At 45.3% G+C, this 19,536-nt stretch carries 16 protein-coding genes; 4 read left to right on the forward strand and 12 right to left on the reverse strand.

Annotated elements, in window-relative coordinates; translation table 11 throughout:
* Window positions 1-53: 53 nt before the first annotated feature.
* The 3 genes from ACYVF1_RS30880 to ACYVF1_RS30890 all read right to left on the reverse strand — a co-directional run bounded on the left by ACYVF1_RS30880 (window position 54) and on the right by ACYVF1_RS30890 (window position 3,191).
* A complete protein-coding gene (locus ACYVF1_RS30880; protein WP_461086346.1) occupies window positions 54-560 on the reverse strand; it encodes an RICIN domain-containing protein in 507 nt (168 codons plus the stop codon).
* A gap of 87 nt (window positions 561-647) precedes the next feature.
* Window positions 648-2,084 (reverse strand): MOP flippase family protein, encoded by a 1,437-nt coding sequence (locus ACYVF1_RS30885; RefSeq protein WP_461086348.1) that lies wholly within the window; start codon window positions 2,082-2,084, stop codon window positions 648-650.
* 108 nt (window positions 2,085-2,192) lie between these two features.
* Complete coding sequence (locus tag ACYVF1_RS30890; RefSeq protein ID WP_461086350.1) at window positions 2,193-3,191, reverse strand: gliding motility-associated C-terminal domain-containing protein; 999 nt, start codon at window positions 3,189-3,191, stop codon at window positions 2,193-2,195.
* A gap of 124 nt (window positions 3,192-3,315) precedes the next feature.
* On the opposite strand from ACYVF1_RS30890, the gene ACYVF1_RS30895 reads away from it, so the two are divergent.
* From ACYVF1_RS30895 to ACYVF1_RS30905, 3 genes are all read left to right on the forward strand, one after another.
* Window positions 3,316-4,077, forward strand: a complete 762-nt coding sequence (locus ACYVF1_RS30895) for a 4'-phosphopantetheinyl transferase family protein (RefSeq protein WP_461086352.1) — start codon at window positions 3,316-3,318, stop codon at window positions 4,075-4,077.
* Between the two features lie 103 nt (window positions 4,078-4,180).
* A complete protein-coding gene (locus ACYVF1_RS30900) occupies window positions 4,181-5,134 on the forward strand; it encodes a hypothetical protein (protein ID WP_461086354.1) in 954 nt (317 codons plus the stop codon).
* Window positions 5,135-5,226: 92 nt separating this feature from the next.
* Complete coding sequence (locus ACYVF1_RS30905; RefSeq protein ID WP_461086356.1) at window positions 5,227-5,865, forward strand: acyltransferase; 639 nt, start codon at window positions 5,227-5,229, stop codon at window positions 5,863-5,865.
* Window positions 5,866-6,538: 673 nt separating this feature from the next.
* On the opposite strand, the gene ACYVF1_RS30910 is transcribed toward ACYVF1_RS30905, so the two are convergent.
* The 7 genes from ACYVF1_RS30910 to ACYVF1_RS30940 form a co-directional block, all read right to left on the reverse strand.
* A complete protein-coding gene (locus tag ACYVF1_RS30910; protein WP_461086358.1) occupies window positions 6,539-7,717 on the reverse strand; it encodes a glycosyltransferase in 1,179 nt (392 codons plus the stop codon).
* Window positions 7,718-7,749: 32 nt separating this feature from the next.
* Window positions 7,750-8,892: a glycosyltransferase family 4 protein gene (locus tag ACYVF1_RS30915; protein WP_461086360.1), complete on the reverse strand. Its 1,143-nt coding sequence runs from the start codon at window positions 8,890-8,892 to the stop codon at window positions 7,750-7,752.
* On the reverse strand, window positions 8,889-10,337 hold the full coding sequence (locus tag ACYVF1_RS30920; protein ID WP_461086362.1) for an O-antigen ligase family protein: 1,449 nt from the start codon (window positions 10,335-10,337) through the stop codon (window positions 8,889-8,891). The genes ACYVF1_RS30915 and ACYVF1_RS30920 overlap by 4 nt, the downstream gene beginning before the upstream one ends.
* Window positions 10,338-10,470: 133 nt before the next feature.
* Window positions 10,471-11,691, reverse strand: coding sequence for a glycosyltransferase family 2 protein (locus ACYVF1_RS30925; protein ID WP_461086364.1), 1,221 nt, complete (start codon window positions 11,689-11,691; stop codon window positions 10,471-10,473).
* A gap of 20 nt (window positions 11,692-11,711) precedes the next feature.
* Window positions 11,712-12,641 carry a glycosyltransferase family 2 protein gene (locus ACYVF1_RS30930; RefSeq protein WP_461086366.1) on the reverse strand — a complete coding sequence of 310 codons (930 nt, stop codon included), beginning with the start codon at window positions 12,639-12,641 and terminating at the stop codon, window positions 11,712-11,714.
* Complete coding sequence (locus ACYVF1_RS30935; protein WP_461086368.1) at window positions 12,620-13,792, reverse strand: sugar transferase; 1,173 nt, start codon at window positions 13,790-13,792, stop codon at window positions 12,620-12,622. Before ACYVF1_RS30935 ends, ACYVF1_RS30930 begins: the two co-directional genes overlap by 22 nt.
* Window positions 13,793-14,017: 225 nt before the next feature.
* Complete coding sequence (locus ACYVF1_RS30940) at window positions 14,018-14,524, reverse strand: response regulator (RefSeq protein ID WP_461086370.1); 507 nt, start codon at window positions 14,522-14,524, stop codon at window positions 14,018-14,020.
* A gap of 845 nt (window positions 14,525-15,369) precedes the next feature.
* Here ACYVF1_RS30940 and ACYVF1_RS30945 point away from each other — a divergent pair.
* A complete protein-coding gene (locus ACYVF1_RS30945; protein WP_461086372.1) occupies window positions 15,370-17,961 on the forward strand; it encodes a hypothetical protein in 2,592 nt (863 codons plus the stop codon).
* A gap of 55 nt (window positions 17,962-18,016) precedes the next feature.
* On the opposite strand, the gene ACYVF1_RS30950 is transcribed toward ACYVF1_RS30945, so the two are convergent.
* Both ACYVF1_RS30950 and dprA read right to left on the reverse strand, forming a co-directional pair.
* The gene (locus ACYVF1_RS30950; RefSeq protein WP_461086374.1) at window positions 18,017-18,163 is read right to left on the reverse strand and encodes a 30S ribosomal protein THX; all 147 of its coding nucleotides are present in this window, start codon (window positions 18,161-18,163) and stop codon (window positions 18,017-18,019) included.
* A gap of 77 nt (window positions 18,164-18,240) precedes the next feature.
* A complete protein-coding gene (gene dprA, locus ACYVF1_RS30955; protein WP_461086376.1) occupies window positions 18,241-19,365 on the reverse strand; it encodes a DNA-processing protein DprA in 1,125 nt (374 codons plus the stop codon).
* Window positions 19,366-19,536: the final 171 nt, after the last annotated feature.

The raw sequence follows: 19,536 nt of genomic DNA on the forward strand, positions 1-19,536 counted from the left end.
GTAATTCAACTGGATCGTTACGTTAATGTAGTTGCCAGCTTAATAAAAGCAAACTATATCTGAGGGTCTTGCTCATAAATCGTCCATAACTGGGCCTTTGATGAGGATTTGCCAGCCAGTATAATTCGGGAGTTAACAGAACCCTGGCTATCAGCTGGAGTAATATATAAATCCGACCCTTTCAGCTTGATTCGGTATGTGTCTTTACCAGAGGGAATAAACTCGTATTCCTGATTTACCTGGGCATTGACTAGCGGCTGCTGTTCTAGCTTGGCGCCCTCAGTTGCTTTGCCAGTTTCTGGCTGAAATGTTTTGCTGGTAAATAAATTGCGTAGTTGATACGTATTGGCTTCAATGTGGACAAAATCCCAGGTAACGCACTTCCAGTTCACTGGCGAATAAGCGACAAGGGGCGTACCATCTGCTTTTTTCGCATCCTGCACCCGAAGCAGAAGCCCCGTCTGGACATTCTTAATCGCAAAATGGCCATGAATCGGTTGAGCAAAGCTGCTGATAACACTAAGACATAAAACAGTCAGGAATAATGAGCTGGTTTTCATAGTGTAATGCTTGTTTTGGTACAAGATAGCAACTGATCATTAAAGTAGAACTTTTCAATCTGCTTGAAGCTGTAGGCAATTTGAAGCCTACAGCGCCTGTCGATACGATTTTAATTCGGAGAACGAAAGTTTATAAAGGAGCGTAAGAACGGCATACGTAGCGCCCCCGAGGCAGATTTCTATGATAGTATTAACTGTTCCAGGGTTACCAACCAACGTTTTGTAAGCCCAGATAACCGCAATCATAATCAGGCAGAAAAGGAATGGCTTAGCAAAGTTTTTCAGGAAATTGCCCATAAACTCGCCGATTAACGAATGAGCAATCGCGAAGTTAGCCGCCATGTTAAGGAACGTAGAGAGCACAAACGCGATGGCAATACCCGTTACCCCCCAGTACGTACCGAATAAATAAACCATAGGAATCTTTATTACCAGCGTTCCCAGGTTCAGATAAAACAACAGGCTGGGCTTTCCTTTCGTAAAAGCAAGTGTATACAGCGGATGGCTCAGGCAGGCGAAAAGACCAACAAATACGAAAAACTGAATTAATTCGATTGTCTTTTCCCAACCAGGTCCGTAGATCATCGGAACAACGGTGTCGGCGGTAATGAACAGACCGGCCAGTAGCGGCATGTTGCAGTAACTGATAAAATCCAGAATTTTCAGGTAAGATTTTTTGAGTTCGGCGTTGTTGTCTTTCATTCTCGCCAGAATCGGGTAGGCAACCTGTAAAATAATTGGATTGAGCTTGGTAATTGGGAAAACCGAGAGCTGATAGGCAATGGTGTAATAACCCAACATTTTAACGCCGAGCATACCACCTATAAAAATGTTGTCTGAATTGAACTGGATAAAGCTGAGAATACCTTCTCCCATGTTGTACAAACCAAACCGAAGGTGATCTTTGATGGCCTCTAACTTAAAATATAAGGCTGGTTTGAACAGCGAAAAACCGAAGATAATTTGTAAGGTTGACTTGATTGATTGAGTCACCAACGTACCTATAATCAGTGATAGTTCGTGATAGCCACTATAAGCCAGTGTAACTGTGGTTATCGTGCCAATTACACTAGCCCCTATATCAATGCAGGCTACCGAGCGGAACCGAAGTTCTTTTTCAAGCAGAAACATGTATAACTGTCCAAAATAGCCTACCAAAAAATAAAATGAGGAGATATTCAGTACGTGTCCAAGCTTTGGTTCATGGTAGAAAGCTACAATAAATGGCGAGCTAAGGTGCATCAGTACGTATAAAGCGACGCCAACTATGAGGTTCAGATAATAGAGTGTAGATAGTACATTACGGTCGCTTTCCTGCTTATAGATAATGGAATTAGAAAACCCCATGTTTGAGAAAAGCTGGAAAAACGAGATGATCAAGTTACTGATACTCACAATACCAAAATCGGCGGGGTCCAGAATGCGGGCGAGTACGGCAACTTGTAGAAATTGAAATAAGGTTGAAATGGCCGTGGAGAGCGTAATCCACTTCCCACCGTTCATTGCTTTCTGGGTATTACTCATTTCAGTACTAGGTTGACGGACTTTTTTAGCTTTAGCTGATGCTTTGTATGTAATTCCTACCAATGTGTTGCCGATTTAAGGGTAATTTTTCGGATGATGAAAAACAATTTATCGTACGAGCTGTACTCGCCCCGTCCGGACATAATCGCTTTCTGTACCGACCGAACGAGCTGACTTATAGGAAATTACCCAGGCGTAATCGCCAGTGGCGCAGGGATTACCATTGAAGGTGCCATCCCATTTATTTTCCGGGTCAGAACTCATAAATAGCAAACTGCCCCATCGGTTGTATATTTTCAAACTGAACGAAGCAACGTTATTAAGAAATACAGATAAGGCGTCATTTACACCATCATTATTAGGTGTAAAGACGTCTGGTACGTATATCGGATCGGGCATACAGGCGCTACACTGCCTAAGCTGTATATCGTCGATCGCCAGATCGTTGCCGCAGCCACCTTCCTGATTCAATAGTTTAATAACTACACGCTCATTTGTCATAGGAGCCGTAAAAACGGTAGCATACTGATTCCAGATTGGTGTCGGCGTTTCGGCTATAGTTCCTAAACCAATGGCCTTTAACAGCGTTCCATCCTCTGTTTCGACGCGTATGGTCAGGTTTGGTAACACAGAATTTTGACATACACCGGGCTTAATTAGGTTTACAGCCCAAAGTGATAATTCATAACTTGTACCCGGACACAAACCAGCCGCAATAGGTTGTTTATAAAATTCGCCGGCTTCAAATGCTCCGTTAACAATCATCAACCTTCCGGTTACGTCGCCGGGGGTATGATCCTCGGGTAATGCGTGCCAGAACGAACTAAAACAAGTGCCGTCGACTGTGCTTGAGATGGTATATTGACCGTCTTCCGGGCAATCGGACGATACGTAAGAATAAGCTGTTAAACTAGTTAGGGATATGTTTTGCTGGATCGACCCAAATGACTGATTGATAATTAAGTCACTGGAAGGTGCTTCACAACGCTGAGAAAATGCGGATAAACGACAGCCTATAAAAAGCCAGACAAATAATCCTGCTGCTACCCGGAATTGACCCGGCAATGCAAGACGCTTTAAAGTAAATTTATGGGCAGCAGAACGCATAATAAGCATTTAGACTACCGGTCTCTAAAGTGGTCACCAGTTACTTATTGGAATTGTCTAATTATCAATAAATTATAAATTGAGTAAATATTTAATTAATTACTTTTAAATATAAGTAAATATAATGCAGTATTCAACCGTCTCTTGCGCGCAAGTAGAATACGTATCGTGGCTTGACGAAACGGACTGTCGCTTTAATGATGACGTAGCAGTATTTCGCTTTCGCTTGCCTGAGGAATCGCCTGAAATGTGGTCTTGGGAGTTTATTTTATCGCCTGATGAGTGCCTAAGGGCCGAACGTTACTATTGGGAACAGGACCGACAGCGATTCGTACATGCTAGAAGCCTGCTTAGGGTATTAGCCGGAAAGTATACTGACCAATCGCCAACAAGCATCCAATTTAGCCTTGGTCCTACGAAAAAACCGGAATTAAGTGGAGAAACAGGCTGGCATATAAACGTATCGCACGCGGGTCAGTGGGTGCTGCTTGCCTTTGCGCGGGCGCACGTTGGGGTTGATATCGAGATAATTAACAAGACTTTCTCGTGGCACGACATCAGTGGGCAGAGTTTTAGTCGAGTGGAGCAGGAATATTTGGCTCAAACTCAAAATTCCCGTCGGCAGTTTTATGAGCTATGGACGCGAAAAGAAGCCTTGATTAAGGCTACTGGTAAAGGGCTGGATGATGATTTTGCGAATATTCCTTCAGTAAAAGGCATCCATTCAGTGAAAAATGACGTATTAGGAATGAACATCGACTGGTCTGTATTAAGCTTTCCAACGGATAGTGATTACTTATCAGCAGTAGCGTATAACCCGAGATTAAAATTCCCTAAATTTTATACTATCCCAAGTGGCTATTTAGAATACTATACGTCAAAATAAAGAAAAGAATGTGGTGTTTGGGATATATTATTTGTTTCATAATTTGTAAATGGTAAACCTAGTGCAAGCCGATATTGTCCCATCGAACAGATCTCTTGACGTTATGCAGCAGTTCATGCTGAAAGCGCTTTACGTTGTTGCTACGTTGAAATATCCTAGGCTACGACGCGATTTGCGCTACTTTATTCGTGACAACTATTATTGTCGGTTGAATCAATTTCAATTCTGGGCCAAAGATTATGTTGCTAAAAAGCCGTATAAGGTTATTGACTTTCACGGCGAATTCGACCAGGAATTACGGTATGTTCTGCCTTTCGCCTATTGGCATCATCTGAACGGTACGTTGGAAAAAACGGTATCGAGTACAAATACAAAACCGTTTTATTTTTTCAGCGAAAACCACGTCGAGAAATACGAAAAACGAGTCTGGGAGAGTGGGTACGGTTATTATGACGTGCCAAACATGACACACAGTCCGTCGTTTAGTTTTTCAAAATGGAAGCGGGTTCCCTTAAAAGCACATTACAAAAACGACCTGTTCGTATACGACAAGCCGATTCTGATTATCGCCAATAAGTATAACATTGAATGGGATAAACCGCCCATTAATTTTCTGGACGTACCAACTCTGGACCGAATTATTTCGACCTACAAATCGCGATACCAGATCATTTATAATCGCCCTTTGTCGACCCAGATTGTGGTTGATAATAGCGAAATTATGGATTTAAATGAGCATGACTGGATGCGGAAAAATCACCCGGAAGTTTTGCTAATGAGCGACTTGTATGAGAGGCATAAAGATAAAGTTTCGAACTTTAATCACCTCCAGCTGATGATATACGCTAACAGTGATCGGTTTATTTCCATGCATGGTGGAACAGCTGCCCTGGCCAGTTACTTTGAAGGAATTAATATCATTCTATCGCATCCAGGCGGAGGCATGGAACATCATTTTAACGAATACGCGACTATTTTTCCGGCGCTGTCGGGTGCGAAAATACTTCACGCTAAAAACACGCAGGAGGTTTTCAATTACCTGAGCGCTAATTATTAAAAGCGTTCGATTTTCATCAGTTTCATTTAAATAAGCGTACTGAGAATTAACCCGATAAGCGGAATACTCGTACGGATTGACTCCTCCAAACCATGTCGCTGAAAAAATACATCGACGACCGACCGACCCTTAAGCAGTTCGTACACCGTCTGCTGATTCCTTCGGGTGAGGCACGCCCACGTCGATGGGTAAACTGGTTCGTAAATCCATTTGTGCATCAGCGTCATCGAACCTCAATTGTACGTTCGAGTGTACGGATGGACGTACTGCCTTTTAATCCTTTCAGACTGGGTGAACGTAGCATCATTGACGATTTCAGTGTCATCAATAATGGCGTTGGCAGCGTGGAAATTGGTAATAATACGTTAGTAGGAATTGGGAACGTAGTGATTGGACCGGTAACCATCGGCAACAACGTAATACTGGCGCAACATGTCGTTCTATCTGGCCTGAATCATGTTTATGAAGACGTTAAATTACCCATTCGTGACCAACCAGTAACTATGCACCGGATTACCGTTGAAGATGATTGCTGGATTGGTGCCAACGTAACGATAACTGCTGGGGTAACCATCGGGCGCCACGCTGTAGTGGCTGGCGGCAGTGTGGTTACGCGCGACGTATCACCGTATACGATAGTTGGGGGTAATCCAGCCAGGATATTAAAATATTATGATGCGCAGGTTGAACAGTGGGTAAGTGCCAAGAAATCAGCTGATTTGCCTGTATAGAATAAGCGTATTAAGTTCTGTAAATACTGCAATAATGGTAAATTTCTGTTTACAGCGATAATCAACAACAATTTCAAAACATTTTTCTACCAACCTAGTTTAACTAGTGTATTTCGCTCGAAGTAGCCTATACTCACTCAAAACGCGAGTTAGAAGCTGCACACAGAGAGAAAGCAAAAGCCAGGTGACTTCGTGTTGTCTGGCTTTCTTTTTTACGCGTTATTAATAGCGACTACTGGAAATCCTACATCGAAAAGTTACAAAACTCCTTTTATTATTATAAATTAACCTATTTTAATCTTAAAAAATTAGAATAGTTCAATTAGCTGTTTTCGCCCTTTATCGGCATTTTGTGTTGCTTCATCAATCAAAACCGACACTTAGTACTAATTCAGTAGTTCAGTTATTGAGCTGTGCTTCATCTTTGTACCATCAATCACAAACAACAACTGGACTAATGAAAACGAACTTTTTGCACATAAACCGCCCACCCCGGCCTCGTATTATTGAAGTAGGTGGTCCAATAGTCGGCCTGCGCGGTCGTACTATTTACCGGATGCGGGCTCGCTAAGCGACCTGATCCTCAAGCGGTAAGCTCCTGGTTTTAAGGAGCTTTTTTTGCTTATACGAAAGTGCTTTTAATTGTTATCAGCAACTTTACGTAGCAAAATCCTTACATTCCCTGAATAACCGCTTCAAATTCTTCCGCCCGCTTTTCCCAGGAATTCGCTTTGGCCATCGCAATACGTTCGTCGATGCGGGACGTAGTGTTATCCGATAAGGCGTGACGTAGCGCCTTAGCGAAATTTTCCGGATTATCGGCCAGTTCGACAACGCCTTCAAAATCATCCAGAATAGAAAAAGGTGTTGACACAACCGACAATCCTGCCGCCAGATACTCGTTGATTTTCAAGGGGTAAATGGTGTACGTATGTTCGTTCCGTACGAACGGAATTATAGCTGCCGTCATTCGGGCAAGCAGCGCAGGTAGCTGGGGCGGTTGATGCGGAGGAATAAACTCCACGTTTGGGTAAGCTGAGAGTACATCTTTCAGCGCCACTGATTTTACTTCGCCTACAAACTGAAAAGTAACATCGGGCATTTTGCGCACACAATACTCGACCAGTTCCAGATCAATACGATTGTCGGCTGTGCCCAGGTAGCCCACAATAGGCTTGGTTGGCTGCTCTTGCTGCGCCAGAAAATGGGCCTGATTGAATAGATCGAAATTGACGCCGTTTTTCACACAGAACGCATTCGGCTGCAACACCGATTTCGATCGACGTAGCGTTTCTGACGTAGTAACCACGGCATCGACGAGCGGCAGGTAAAGCGATTCGTAGCGGTGACCATGACGGCTAATCCAGCTTGCCGCCGTTATTTCGTCAAAGCAGTAATAAATAGTAGCGCACTCCCCTAGCTTTCCCAGCATGGGTAAACCAAAAACGGGATTAAAGGCGTTGATAACCAGTGGTTTTTTCATGCCGAGTTTATCCATCACCCGCCGGAGCCCGGCTGTCAAGCGGCTAACATTCAACCGTAGCAGGAAATCGTGAGGTTTAACTGGCAGAAAATTCACAGGCAGCATAAGCGGTGGCGCCCAGACGTACGCTTCGTTGCCATCTTCGAGGGTTTTTTTGGTGAGTGGATTGGTCAGACGTACCGGCGCACGTAGGGGCATTGGCTGACGCCCCAAAAGCCCCATCGCCCAATCTTTAACTGTATACTGATAATCGACGTAGAGCACCTTATGGCGGGCGGCCAGTTCAGACATTAACTGTACTACAGCCTTCTGATAATCACCCTCCCAGGTGGTCTGACCAACACAAATTATACTGTCGAAGTCCTTCATAGAAAAAGGTAAACGGCGGTTAGCGTCAGAAGTCATGAACGTCGGGAAGCATCCAACGACGCTGTATATACGTCGAGTAAGTGGCTGGCCGTTGCATGCCAGGAAAATAAATCGGCTCGCTTCAAACCTTTTTCTCGTAAATCGGCACGTAGCGCTTTATCGGCTAATAAACGTAGCAGTTGATTGGCCATGTCTTCGGGAGATGTTGGGTCGGCCAGGAGAGCCGCGTCACCCGCTACTTCCGGCATCGATGACGTAGTAGATGTAAGAACGGGTATTCCGCAAGCCATTGCTTCCAGGATGGGCAGGCCGAAACTTTCACGTAGCGACGGGCACAGAAACACAGTAGCCGCATTATACACCAACGGCAACACGTTGTTGGGAATATACCCGCACAGAACAATATCTTTCGCCAACGATTGGCCGTCGATTTCGTTCAGTAACGTATCGAGCGACGATTGGGGTAAATTGGAAATCACGACCGGCAGCGAAAGTTGCCCACGTTGTTTAAGCAGCAACAACGATTTCAATACCCCGCCCACGTTTTTCTTTGGATCAGTGTTGCCCAGGAAAAAGATGAACGATTCGGGCAAATTATATTTTTTCCGAACCTCGGCCAGTTGACCGGTATCATCAATCACGCGAAATTGTCGGCTAACGGCATTCCAGATAGCGACCACCTGCGCGGGATTCAGGTGCATATGGTCGATGATACGTTGCCGCTCGAAGTTGGATACCGTTATGACACGATCACTGGATTTTACTACACGCGGTACGTTCCAGCGTCGATACTGATTGCCAAAACGCTGATACCAACTGCCACGTAGTAGCGGTTGATTTTCGAGGAAAATAATGTCATGAAGCGTCAGCACCAGCGGCACCGAACAACGTAGTGGCGCCGTATTGGCAGTGCAATGCAGTAGATCAACGCCATATTGCTTTACTGCTTTCGGAAGCGCATACTGTTCCCAGACCGGGTACGGCCCGCCATCTAGCTCGACGAATTGAATATTTGGTACGTTGGGAAGCCCGTCGTGATTGGAATCGGGTTTTGCGAAAACCACAAATTCGTGTTCCGGAAAATCGGCCAGCGCCCGTATGGTTTCCAGCGCTACAATGTCCATTCCATGCCGGTGGGGCCTCAAAAGCCGTTGTGCTTCAATCCCGATTCTCATGCTGTTTGCTTTTGAGTGTCCCAGCGTTCGCAGGTGGTGAACAAAATTGACGTAATGAAAAGCAACGTACTGGTCGGATACTGCCCCAAAATTGGGTTTGTATAACTTACGACGCAGATGCCGATAAATTCAGCCAGAAGGGCCACCATTATACTAATGGTCCACGGGTCTTTCAATTGCCAGACCTTATACGTTCCCAGCAATATGATACTGGCGAGGTAAGTCAGGTAAATCGTTAGGCCAACGATGCCCGTTTCAATCCAGATTTGAACGTACCAGCTATCCGTTGGAATCTGAGCAGCAAAGTGATTTGGCGAAAAACGCTGCCCCGCTCCCGATGACGTACCAATGCCCGCCCCAAAAGGCTTATCTTTCAGATAATTACGTAATTTCTGTTGATTGTCGAGTCGTACCTGAAACGAAGCATCTTTAGTAGGACGTAGTGCCGTGCGAATCCGGTATATCTGGTAATTTGAATCGCCAATGTACGTGAACATAAGTATGCCAAGTACGGGCAAAGCAATGACTACGCCACGAATAATTTGGGCGATGTTACGTTTCAAAACCAAATACGCCGGGTAGCCACCAATAATGACAAAGAGAGCTCCCCGCGTTCCGGAAAGCGCAAATCCCCAGAAGAGAATGACCGCCAGAAGCGCGAAAATGGCTTTGAGTAACCACGATTTTGTTTCAAAAAAGAAAATAATAGCCAGGAGCGTAACCCCGGCCATTTCAGAGCCAAATTGCCCGGCGTCGGAGTAAAACGAAAAGCTACGAAGCTGCCCCCAAAGAATATGCTGACGGTCGGCACCCTCAGCCAGCCAACGGATTTCGGCCGATTCGAGTCCTATGTACTGTTGCTTGAAGCCCCACAAAGCCCCGAGAAAAGACCAGACGAGCCAGGTGCCGCAAAACCATAGGATATCGGATTTGGTGATCGGGTTTACGAGCACAATGATAGCCACGATAAACCAGCTTAGCGAAAAGGAGCGGGCATGATAAAACCAGGCCGCTGGGTAGGGGTGTTCAGGGTTAAAATATTCGAGAATAGTGAACGATGTCCAGACGATGACCAGCCAAAATATTGGTTCGCGAAGCCGTTTCCAAGTCATCCGTTTGCCATTCAGAAACGTACTCAACAAGGTGAGTACCAGCACTGTATCAAGGGCTGTGCCTGGAGATAAGTTGGGTGGTAAGAAACGGGTAAACCCAATCAGAAAGCTGAGGTGTAAATAAATATACAACCCTATTCGGGGCTCTAGCAAAACGCTGATACCGACTGCCAAGGCTACAGGTATACCAATTGTAGCCATCGCCCCTAAAATACCCCAGGCACCAATTACCCAGCCGGCTAGTAAAGCCAGCAAGACACCTACCACCGTCAGAAACCACGGCTTTTCGCGCCATTGCTCAGCTAGGGAAATAGGTTGATCAAGCTGGTGCATGATTTATTGTCAACTTGGAAACTTGAAGTTTGTTAAATGAAGAGTGCGTAAATAAATTCACAGTCAAATTTAATAGGATTTGAGTGAATTTAAGGAGCCTGATCAGTAAATATACTTACGTAATAAGTGGGAATTAAGATGCCCTCTTTGCTTTTTCCCACACACCCGATAGGTTACCATTGCAAAAGCGCACAAAACCGGCCAACACACACCAATTCATGAAGACAAAATAGAAAGGTACAAAGGTGAGCTTAAATCGAGTTTGCCTGTTCTCTAATACGTAACCGATAATGGCTATACCGTAAAAAACAAGTTGTCCGACAAAAAGCCATTGCCAGAATGATGGTGTCAGCATACTTTCGGACGTAACAGGTTGCGTCAGCATGATTACATTCAGCAACAACAAAAGCGGCAGACAGAACGGAGTGACAGCCCAACGTAGCACCCGGTGCGATACGTATTGAAAGCTGAGCCAGCCGTACGAAAAAATATTCAGCAGATAAGCCAATCGTTTTATCGACTGAAAACCGCCCGTAGCAATCCGTACTTTTCGTTTACGTTCTTCGCTGACCGAGTGCGAAGGCCGCTCCAGCGCATAAGCATCCGGCGCGTAATCGACCCGGTATCCACGACCGGCGATACGTAGTGAAATCATAAAATCATCCAGTAACGTATCAGCTTCAACTGGTTCGTATAAACTTGTCCGGATGGCGAATAATTCGCCGGCAGCTCCAACAATGGTATGAAGTTGAGCATCCAGCTTTTTCAGGAACGACTCATATTTCCAGTAAAGCCCTTCGCCACTGCCAGCAGCCGCTTCCTCGCCTTCCAGTTGAATCCGTTTTTCACCCGTTACGGCACCGATGTCGGCGGGTTCGAAACGCTTCACAATGCGGCTCACCGCTTCGCGATTCAACTGCGTATTGGCATCCGTAAAAATGGTGATGGGTGTGCTGACCTGCTGCATAGCGCGGTTCATAGCCACAATTTTGCCGAGCCGCTGCGTTCCTGAAATAATTTTCAGATTAGGAATGTCCTTTTGCCGTTCAGCCAGATAAGCAGCCGAATCGTCGGTTGAGCCTTCAATCACGAACAACAGATGCAGGTGTTCGGCGGGGTAATCCTGATTCAGGCAATTTTGCAATTTAGCCGGTAGGTAATCGAGTTCGTTGTAGGCGGGCACAATCATCGTTACGTCGGGATATGTCGACTCCGACGTAGCAGGAGCAGTTACCTGCTTACCTTTCAGCTTGACCAGCAGCCAGGCCACGATTCCGTAACCCAGATACGTATAGAAAACCAGAAAGGCCAGGAGAAAAAACGTCCACCCAACCAATTGATAGAAAAGCGTCATGTGATGTATGCTTAAAGATGCTAAACGGGCGATACACTGGGGGACCTCAGATTCCAGAGAGTTCCGTTGACAAAAGCCCGGGCGTGTTCAATTTTCCCTTTGACAAGATACGAAATGATGTGTTTGGGAAACACGCACGTAGTGAAGTAAAGATAAAAGACCAGCCGCTGGAAGGGCGAACAATGACGGCGCATAAACAGAATTCGGTTGCGGGTCAGGTAATACGTCTTCAGCGTGCTTTGCTGACCAACCGAAGCTGATTCTTTGTGCAGAATGGTAGCAGTAGGTTGATAATAAATCTGATAACCCGCGTTACGTATCCGTTGCGACCAGTCGAGTTCTTCGTAATACAGAAAAAAACGCTCGGCAAAACGCCCCACCTGCTCCACCACCGACCGACGTATCATCATGGCGCAACCGTGTGCAAAGTACGTCTGGTGCGGCAGATCGTATTGCCCTTCGTCGGGTTGGTTGTAGCCGATGGCAGTTGCCGTACCGGTGAGCATATTCATCGGGTTATAACCCGCGAACTGCAATACTTTTGGCGTTGCGTGAAATTTGATTTTCGGACACGTAACACCAATCGTCTCATCAGTTTCGAATGGCTTCAGAAGTTCTTCAAGCAACGTAGCAGAGACCTCTGTATCGTTATTGACAATGAAGAAATAATCTCCCTCTGCTTCGGCCATCCCCAGATTATTACCCCCCGTGAAACCTAGATTGGTTTCGCTACGTATCAGCCGGACTTTTGGATAGGAGCCCAGATCAATGCTGGAACTGAGCGGCTCAGCCGACGCATTATCCACGATAATGATTTCGTAATTCGGGTACGTCAGTCGTCTGGTCGATTCCAGAAACTGGCGGGTTATTTCGGCCTGGTTATAGTTGATCGTGATGATCGATACCAGCGCCGGAACCACTCCTTCGCTTATACGTTCTCCTTTTGCCATAAACTGAAAATCGTTCGCCACATGATGTATACGTCGGTCTTGAACGAGAACGTATTAGCGTATTCAATATCGAGGAAAGTCCGTTCCCGGTCCGACATGGCAGCCTGACCTTTGGCGCGCTTTTTAACCTGCCATAAACCCGTAAGTCCGGCGGGTCCAGCGAAGCGACGGGCAAATTCGTCGGAGGTGAGTTTTTCGGCTTCGTAGAGAGGGAGCGGCCGATTACCGACCAGCGACATGTGCCCAAGCAGGATGTTGAAAAGTTGCGGCAATTCGTCAATGCTGCTGTTCCGTAAGAACGTACCGAAACGTGTAATACGCGGGTCGTTGCGGAACTTCATGAACTTGGCCGACTTTTCGTTGTCCTGCAAATATTGTTTCTCACAGATGGGTTGATCTTTGTCGAAAAGTAAGGTCTGACAACCAATGCCCTGTGCCCGGCAGGCACTGCACAAAAATTCTGTGGTTTGATAGATAGGGGTAGATTCAGATTCGGTAGCGTATATATTATGCGAAGCCATGTTGTTGATGAGCTGATCTGCAGCCACGCCCATCGTTCTGAACTTATACATATTAAATACGTAGTAATTGGCCCCCGCCCGTTTCGACTTATAAAAAACAGGCCCTCTTGAATCCAGCTTGATTAGAATGGCTACCACCAGCAGAATCGGCGAGAGAATAAGCAGGATAAGCGACGACGCCAAAATGTCAATCATCCGTTTCCACCAGGGGAGCTTAAACTGATTAACGGTATAGATGTAATTACTTACTCCGTACGCTTGCATCCGATTGGTTAATTTGAGGTAATAGCTGAGTTTCGATTGTATCGCGTAGTTATCTTCGTTGATAACCAGCATATCCGTTACGCCGTCCATAATTGTAGTTTTTGGTATTTGAGTTTCCTTAGAAAGACAGGTAACCAAAATGGGCGTGAGTCCGTAAGCTGGATTACTACGCACCATGGTTACTGTGCTGTTTTCATTAAGCTTATCGGCAATGACCAAACTGATGCCGGGGTTTCCGATGAACCAGGATTTTACCTCTGCTGCGTAACTAAATCGAATTATATGGCAAGCCGGGCCGACCATATTGATAATTCGGTTGGCAATTAGTTCATCTTCGACCACCAGCAAAACACTTAACCCAGGCATTGTTGCGTTCAGGTTGTAGTTGTCGATAAAATTCTACACTTATGGGACTACGGGATACTTCGGTACTAAAGGGTTGATGCTTAACTAAGCAGTTATTGATAGGCTGCGTCAATGTCCACTGCCTAGCTAAACATCAATGACTTGCGGATTCCTAACGTATCAGGATACCGGAATTCAGGTAATTGGTGGTGCTATGTAGGGAGATAGTGTAATTGGTGCAGTCGATCATGCGCTTTGTGAGAGCGAATAATCACCTAAAAGCATCGATAAAATACGTGAGCGTTGCTGCCACAGCGGTTTATTGACTGGCGCGGTCTGCGGGCTTGATGGACTCTTCTGACCTTCTTCCGTGGCGACAGCCCGACGTAGGAGGGCATTCAATTTAGCTTTTACTTCCAGCGGATTGAATGGTTTCGAAATAAAATCATCAACGCCTTGTTCTAAACATTCGATGCGTGTACTGCTATCGGGTGCATTAGAAAGGATAACTACTGGTAGATGATGCAATAGGCGACTCGTACGAATGAATTTTGTTAGTTCAATACCACTAAAAAAGGGTATGTTCAGTTCGGTGAGTACGCAATCAAATCGATTTCCCTGAATTAATAACCGTGCTGCTTCCTGGCCTGTCGTTGCTACTGTGATGGTAAATTCATTTCGTAGATTCTGAGCGAGGATGTCAACCACGTAGGGATTTTCATCCACTATGAGTAGGTTGTGTTTGGTATTCATGATGCCTGTTTAAAATCATTTATGGGTTAGATTCTGAAAATTTAGACTACGCTAACATTCCCAGGTTACAATTCACTTTAAAAAAACATATGATTGGCATGATGATTATGTTTTCATGTATACTGCCCTTATTTAAACAGTTTATTGGCAGAAAATAAGTGGATTTTAAATTAAAACTCTGAAATTCAAAGTATTGTATTATGATATTCTACATATGAAAAGTTGCTGCACTGAACTCAACTTTAAAAAAGTAGCGAACTAGGTAAAATGCAAAATTGATTAAACGGTAGGTTGTAAAAGTGATAATACACAAGGAAATCAACCTACCAAATAGTAAATAAAGACTAGTCGATCAGCTTAACTCGGGGTACATTGTACTGACTGATGTTTATATTAATTTGACATTATATATATTTTCTGTAAACGATATATTTAATAAAAATTCATTTAAGTAACTATAGAAAACTCCTTTTTTAGCTTTATTTTACATAAAATGTTCTGGTTTTGTAGTCATATATTTATAAATAATAGTACTTATTTTCTGGGGCAAATTTGATCAATAGGCTCAGTTTACAAGTAATATCGAGTAAGTGTTTTACTTTATTCAACTAAATAATATTCAAAATATAGTATGTTCATTCAGCAATCGAATCCCGGAAAAGTTATAAATTAATACAGATTTGAGAGGGTTATGCACAAATCGTCATAAAGAGTGACTTAGTCGGTGGGATTTATGTTTAAAACCATTTTAGTCACTATGGAGCCACTTTTGGAACAATCAGCCGACTGGTCTATCCGTTTCAACACAAAGCCTTATCTTTGGCCTGCGTTGCTATTAACTTTCTATGAATCATCCAACCCTAGTTCAAAGAATACGCCCACATTTATTTGCTGTGTTCGGGCTGTTTGTGCTGGCTATAATTTATTTTCTGCCAGTAATGTCGGGCAAAACGTTGTCGATGCACGATGTGCAGGAGGCCTCGGCTGCAGCTCATGAAATCCGGGAATTTGCCCGTGAAACTGGCGAAAAACCCCTCTGGACGGACGCGGTTTTTAGTGGTATGCCGGGCTATATGATTGACTTTCACTATCCATATATACTTGTCTATAAGGCTTTTACTGGCTTCGTTAACGTACTGCCCAATACGGCCAGCATACTGTTTGTGGTAATGTTGAGCATGTATATACTGCTGGTTGTGTTGGGTTGTAATCCATGGCTTTCGGCAATGGGGGCAGCTGCGTATGCGCTAGGTACGTTTAGTGTAGTCAGTCTGGAAGCGGGGCACGTATCAAAACTGTTTGCCCTAGGTTATGGAGCCGGTATGTTGGCCGGTGTTGTTCTGGCGCTACGTGGTCGGTATCTGCTGGGGGCCGCCCTGACCGGCTTCTTTATGTGCATGGAACTTGGTGCCAACCATATTCAGATAACGTACTATTTGTTCATGACGGTAGGCATATACGTCGTTGTTGAAGGTGTTACGTTAATGAGAGAAGGTAAGGCCCGACAACTGCTTTTTGGACTCGCTACGTTATTGCTGGCCGGAGCGCTGGCTGCTGGTAGTTTCAGTAAACGACTCCTGGTTTTAAATCAGTATACCAAAGAATCAATACGTGGTAAATCGGAACTAACTGCCAAAACAACGAATCCCGATGGTAGAAACCCCTCGAGTGAATCAAAAGGGGGACTGGATAAAGATTATGCATTTCTCTACAGCTACGGCAAGGCCGAAACCCTGACACTACTGGTTCCAAACGTATACGGTGGTGGCTCTATCGGTGGATTAGGTACGGATTCTGAATTTTACAAAGCGTTGGTAAATCGGGGCATCGACCCGTCGGCGGCTAAACAATTTGCTGAGGAAGGCGCTCCAACTTACTGGGGAGATCAGCCAATTCTGGGCGGGCCTGCCTACGCAGGAGCTGCGTTGCTTTTCCTGTTTGTGCTGGGCATGTTTGTCATTCGTGGAAATATTAAGTGGTGGTTGCTAGGTGCAGCCGTGCTGATGATTGTGCTTGCCTGGGGTAAGAATTTCATGTTTTTCAATGAGCTGTTATTCGATTACCTACCATATCTAAACAAATTCAGAGCGATGACTATGGCGCTCTGTCTGGCTCAGTTATTTCTGGCCGCTGGCGCAGCGATGGGAATTCAGGCAATTGTCGATCAGAAATTGACCTTCGCCCAACTCAAGCAGCCACTGTTGATTAGCGTAGGAGCAACGGCAGGTTTAGCCTTGATAATTGCCGTTATGGGCAGCGCCTTCTTGGCGTTTCAGCGGCCAAACGATGTTGATATGCTGGCTCGTACAGGGCTTGGCGAAGCAGCCAAAGATTTTCTGGCGCCCCTCATCAGCGACCGCCAGAGCCTGATGCGTTACGACGCATTCCGGTCAATTATTCTGATTTTATTAGCGGCAGGCGCTGTTTATCTGTTTATTACCAACAAAATTAAAACGGTGATTTTTTATCCGGTGGTGTTTGCCATCGTTGTTTTCGATTTGTTTGCCGTCGATAAACGTTTCCTCAACAGCGCCGATTTTGTCCCTAAATCGCAGGTTACAACCATTTTTGAACCAACGCCTGCTGACGAACAGATTCTTCAGGATAAGACGCTTGGTTATCGGGTTTTCGACCAGACGGGCTCGTTTATGGAAAGTAACCGAGCGTCGTACTTCCACCGATCAATTGGTGGGTACAATACTACCCGTTTGCGCCGTTATAACGAGCTGATTAACTATGCGTTCCAAACTAATACGTTGCATATTTTAAATATGCTGAACGCGAAATACGTAATTCAGCCTGGTCAGCCCGACCCAAATAATCCGCAGCAACCGACGGGGCCGTTGCCCATTCCGAACCCTGAAGTCCTGGGAGCGGCCTGGTTTGTTGGGAACGTAATACAGGTCGCTGATGCCGATGCCGAAATGGCAGCTATGAAAACACTGAATCCGCGCGATTCGGTTGTGGTTGATAAGCGATTTGTCTCCCAATTAGGTAATCTGCCTGCTCAACTCGATCATACGGGCAGCACCATTCAACTAACGAGTTACCGACCCGACAAACTGATTTATTCCGCAAATGCTACGCGCGACGGGCTGGCCGTTTTTTCGGAGATTTACTACCGGGGTGACGAAGACTGGCAGGCGTTTATTGATGGAAAACCAGCTCCTCACCTCCGCGCTAACTACGTATTGCGAGCACTACGTATTCCCGCCGGCAAACACACAATCGAATTCCGGTTCGATCCACCTCTAGCCCGATTAGGCGACACAATCGACCTGATATGCAACGTATTACTAATTGCGTTAATTGGTTTCGTCATCTTTCAGGAAAGCCGTGGTAGAAATAAGCAGTCAACAGTTGAACCCGACCCCGTAATACCGCCTGCACCTGAGGACGTATCACCCTCGAAACCGTCGAAGGCTAAAACACGTTGACGATTAATTTAAAATTAAGTAGTAACAAAAAACGGTGCCTCGGCACCGTTTTTTGTTACGCTTTAACTTTCTTACCCGACGTAGCAGTCGGAGTAGTTTTCGATTTAGGCGCTACTAGTTTAACTGGTTTTTGGGGGCGTGTATTTCCATAGGAACCCATTGAAATCTTACCTTTTCGAGATTTTCTGTCGCCTTTTCCCATATCAATAGTCTAGTTTGGTGGTTAGAATGGTACTACTTTTCCTCGAAAATACCATATTAATTAGTGGGTAGCAACCATTAAACGTAAACGACAGCGTATTTCTTTCCGGGTAGCGAACGCACAAAACCACGAAATTCCAGGTTGAGCAGGATCGAGGCCAGTTTTCCCATTGGAAGCTGACTTTGCCAACTCAATTCATCAATATGTAAATCCGTTACGTTACGTAGTATGGCTATAATCTGGCTTTCTTCATCCGTAATATCAGTTGGCAAAATAAATTGATTGACAGACTGATTCGCCGATCTTGGCGAGTGCAGTTCTGGCTTATCCCAATTGAGGGCTTCAACTATATCACCGGGTTTTGTATAAATCTGCGCTTTGTTCTCCCGAATCAGCTTATTGCAACCCGCAGAAAAAGCCTGCGTTAATTTCCCCGGCACGGCAAATACATCGCGATGGTAATTGTTGGCATACTCAGCCGTGATAAGCGCCCCACCTTTTGCTGCTGCTTCGACGATGACCACTACGTCACTCAGACCCGCAATAATGCGGTTGCGAGCCGGGAATAGATGAGCGTCGGGTTTTGTGCTCGGAGGACTTTCCGTAAGCAGACCACCCATGGTAAGCATCTCTTGGGCAGTTTTTTGGTGTATGTTTGGGTAAATAATGTCTAATCCACTGGCCATCACCCCGATAGTAGGCAAATTGTTAGTCAGGCTGGCGCGATGCGCAGCAATGTCAATGCCATAGGCTAGCCCGCTAATGATTGCTACGTTGAACGGGATCAGCGCTTCGATAATTTGCTCCGTAATACGTCGCCCGTAATCAGTAGCCTGCCGCGTACCGACCAGCCCAATCGTACGATTCGCATTTAAGTCACCGGAGCCGCGAAAATACAGGAGCGCTGGAGCATCGTACAAAGTTTTCAGGCGGTTCGGATACGCCTTGTCGGTATAAAAAAGAGACGTAGCGTCTATTTTTTCCAGCTCTTTTATGACACGCTCGGCTTCGGATAACGCACCGGATTTTAAAATAGCCCGGGCCGTTATGTCGCCAATACCTGGTATTTTAACCAGCCGGGATAAGGGTGAACGAAAGACGTCAGCCGCTGAACCACAATAACTTACCAGTTGACGAATAAGAATACTCCCGACACCCGGAACCAAGGTCAGGGCAATTTGATGCTGGGTTTCAGTAGACACGAAAAGCGTAATAAGTTGTAAACCAGAACGTAGTAGAAAGTTCGACTGTCCGCGTTACGTTGCCTGTTACGATTTTTTTCGTACGGGCATGGAAGCTCCTACATGTTGGCGCCACTGCGTTAGTAATTTACTCAGTTCGGCAGTTTTGGACGGATTTTGGCGGCTTAGGTC

The sequence above is a fragment of the Spirosoma flavus genome, assembly GCF_054778555.1.

What these genes read in the sequence shown, in the direction of transcription:
- ACYVF1_RS30890 (WP_461086350.1), bottom strand. Translation starts at nt 3,191, where the DNA reads ATGCGTTCTGCTGCCCATAAATTTACTTTAAAGCGTCTTGCATTGCCG.
- ACYVF1_RS30930 (WP_461086366.1), bottom strand. Translation starts at nt 12,641, where the DNA reads ATGGCAAAAGGAGAACGTATAAGCGAAGGAGTGGTTCCGGCGCTGGTA.
- ACYVF1_RS30925 (WP_461086364.1), bottom strand. Translation starts at nt 11,691, where the DNA reads ATGACGCTTTTCTATCAATTGGTTGGGTGGACGTTTTTTCTCCTGGCC.
- ACYVF1_RS30905 (WP_461086356.1), top strand. Translation starts at nt 5,227, where the DNA reads ATGTCGCTGAAAAAATACATCGACGACCGACCGACCCTTAAGCAGTTC.
- ACYVF1_RS30895 (WP_461086352.1), top strand. Translation starts at nt 3,316, where the DNA reads ATGCAGTATTCAACCGTCTCTTGCGCGCAAGTAGAATACGTATCGTGG.
- ACYVF1_RS30950 (WP_461086374.1), bottom strand. Translation starts at nt 18,163, where the DNA reads ATGGGAAAAGGCGACAGAAAATCTCGAAAAGGTAAGATTTCAATGGGT.
- ACYVF1_RS30940 (WP_461086370.1), bottom strand. Translation starts at nt 14,524, where the DNA reads ATGAATACCAAACACAACCTACTCATAGTGGATGAAAATCCCTACGTG.
- ACYVF1_RS30885 (WP_461086348.1), bottom strand. Translation starts at nt 2,084, where the DNA reads ATGAGTAATACCCAGAAAGCAATGAACGGTGGGAAGTGGATTACGCTC.
- ACYVF1_RS30945 (WP_461086372.1), top strand. Translation starts at nt 15,370, where the DNA reads ATGAATCATCCAACCCTAGTTCAAAGAATACGCCCACATTTATTTGCT.
- ACYVF1_RS30915 (WP_461086360.1), bottom strand. Translation starts at nt 8,892, where the DNA reads ATGAGAATCGGGATTGAAGCACAACGGCTTTTGAGGCCCCACCGGCAT.
- ACYVF1_RS30920 (WP_461086362.1), bottom strand. Translation starts at nt 10,337, where the DNA reads ATGCACCAGCTTGATCAACCTATTTCCCTAGCTGAGCAATGGCGCGAA.
- ACYVF1_RS30880 (WP_461086346.1), bottom strand. Translation starts at nt 560, where the DNA reads ATGAAAACCAGCTCATTATTCCTGACTGTTTTATGTCTTAGTGTTATC.
- ACYVF1_RS30900 (WP_461086354.1), top strand. Translation starts at nt 4,181, where the DNA reads ATGCAGCAGTTCATGCTGAAAGCGCTTTACGTTGTTGCTACGTTGAAA.
- ACYVF1_RS30910 (WP_461086358.1), bottom strand. Translation starts at nt 7,717, where the DNA reads ATGAAGGACTTCGACAGTATAATTTGTGTTGGTCAGACCACCTGGGAG.
- ACYVF1_RS30935 (WP_461086368.1), bottom strand. Translation starts at nt 13,792, where the DNA reads ATGCCTGGGTTAAGTGTTTTGCTGGTGGTCGAAGATGAACTAATTGCC.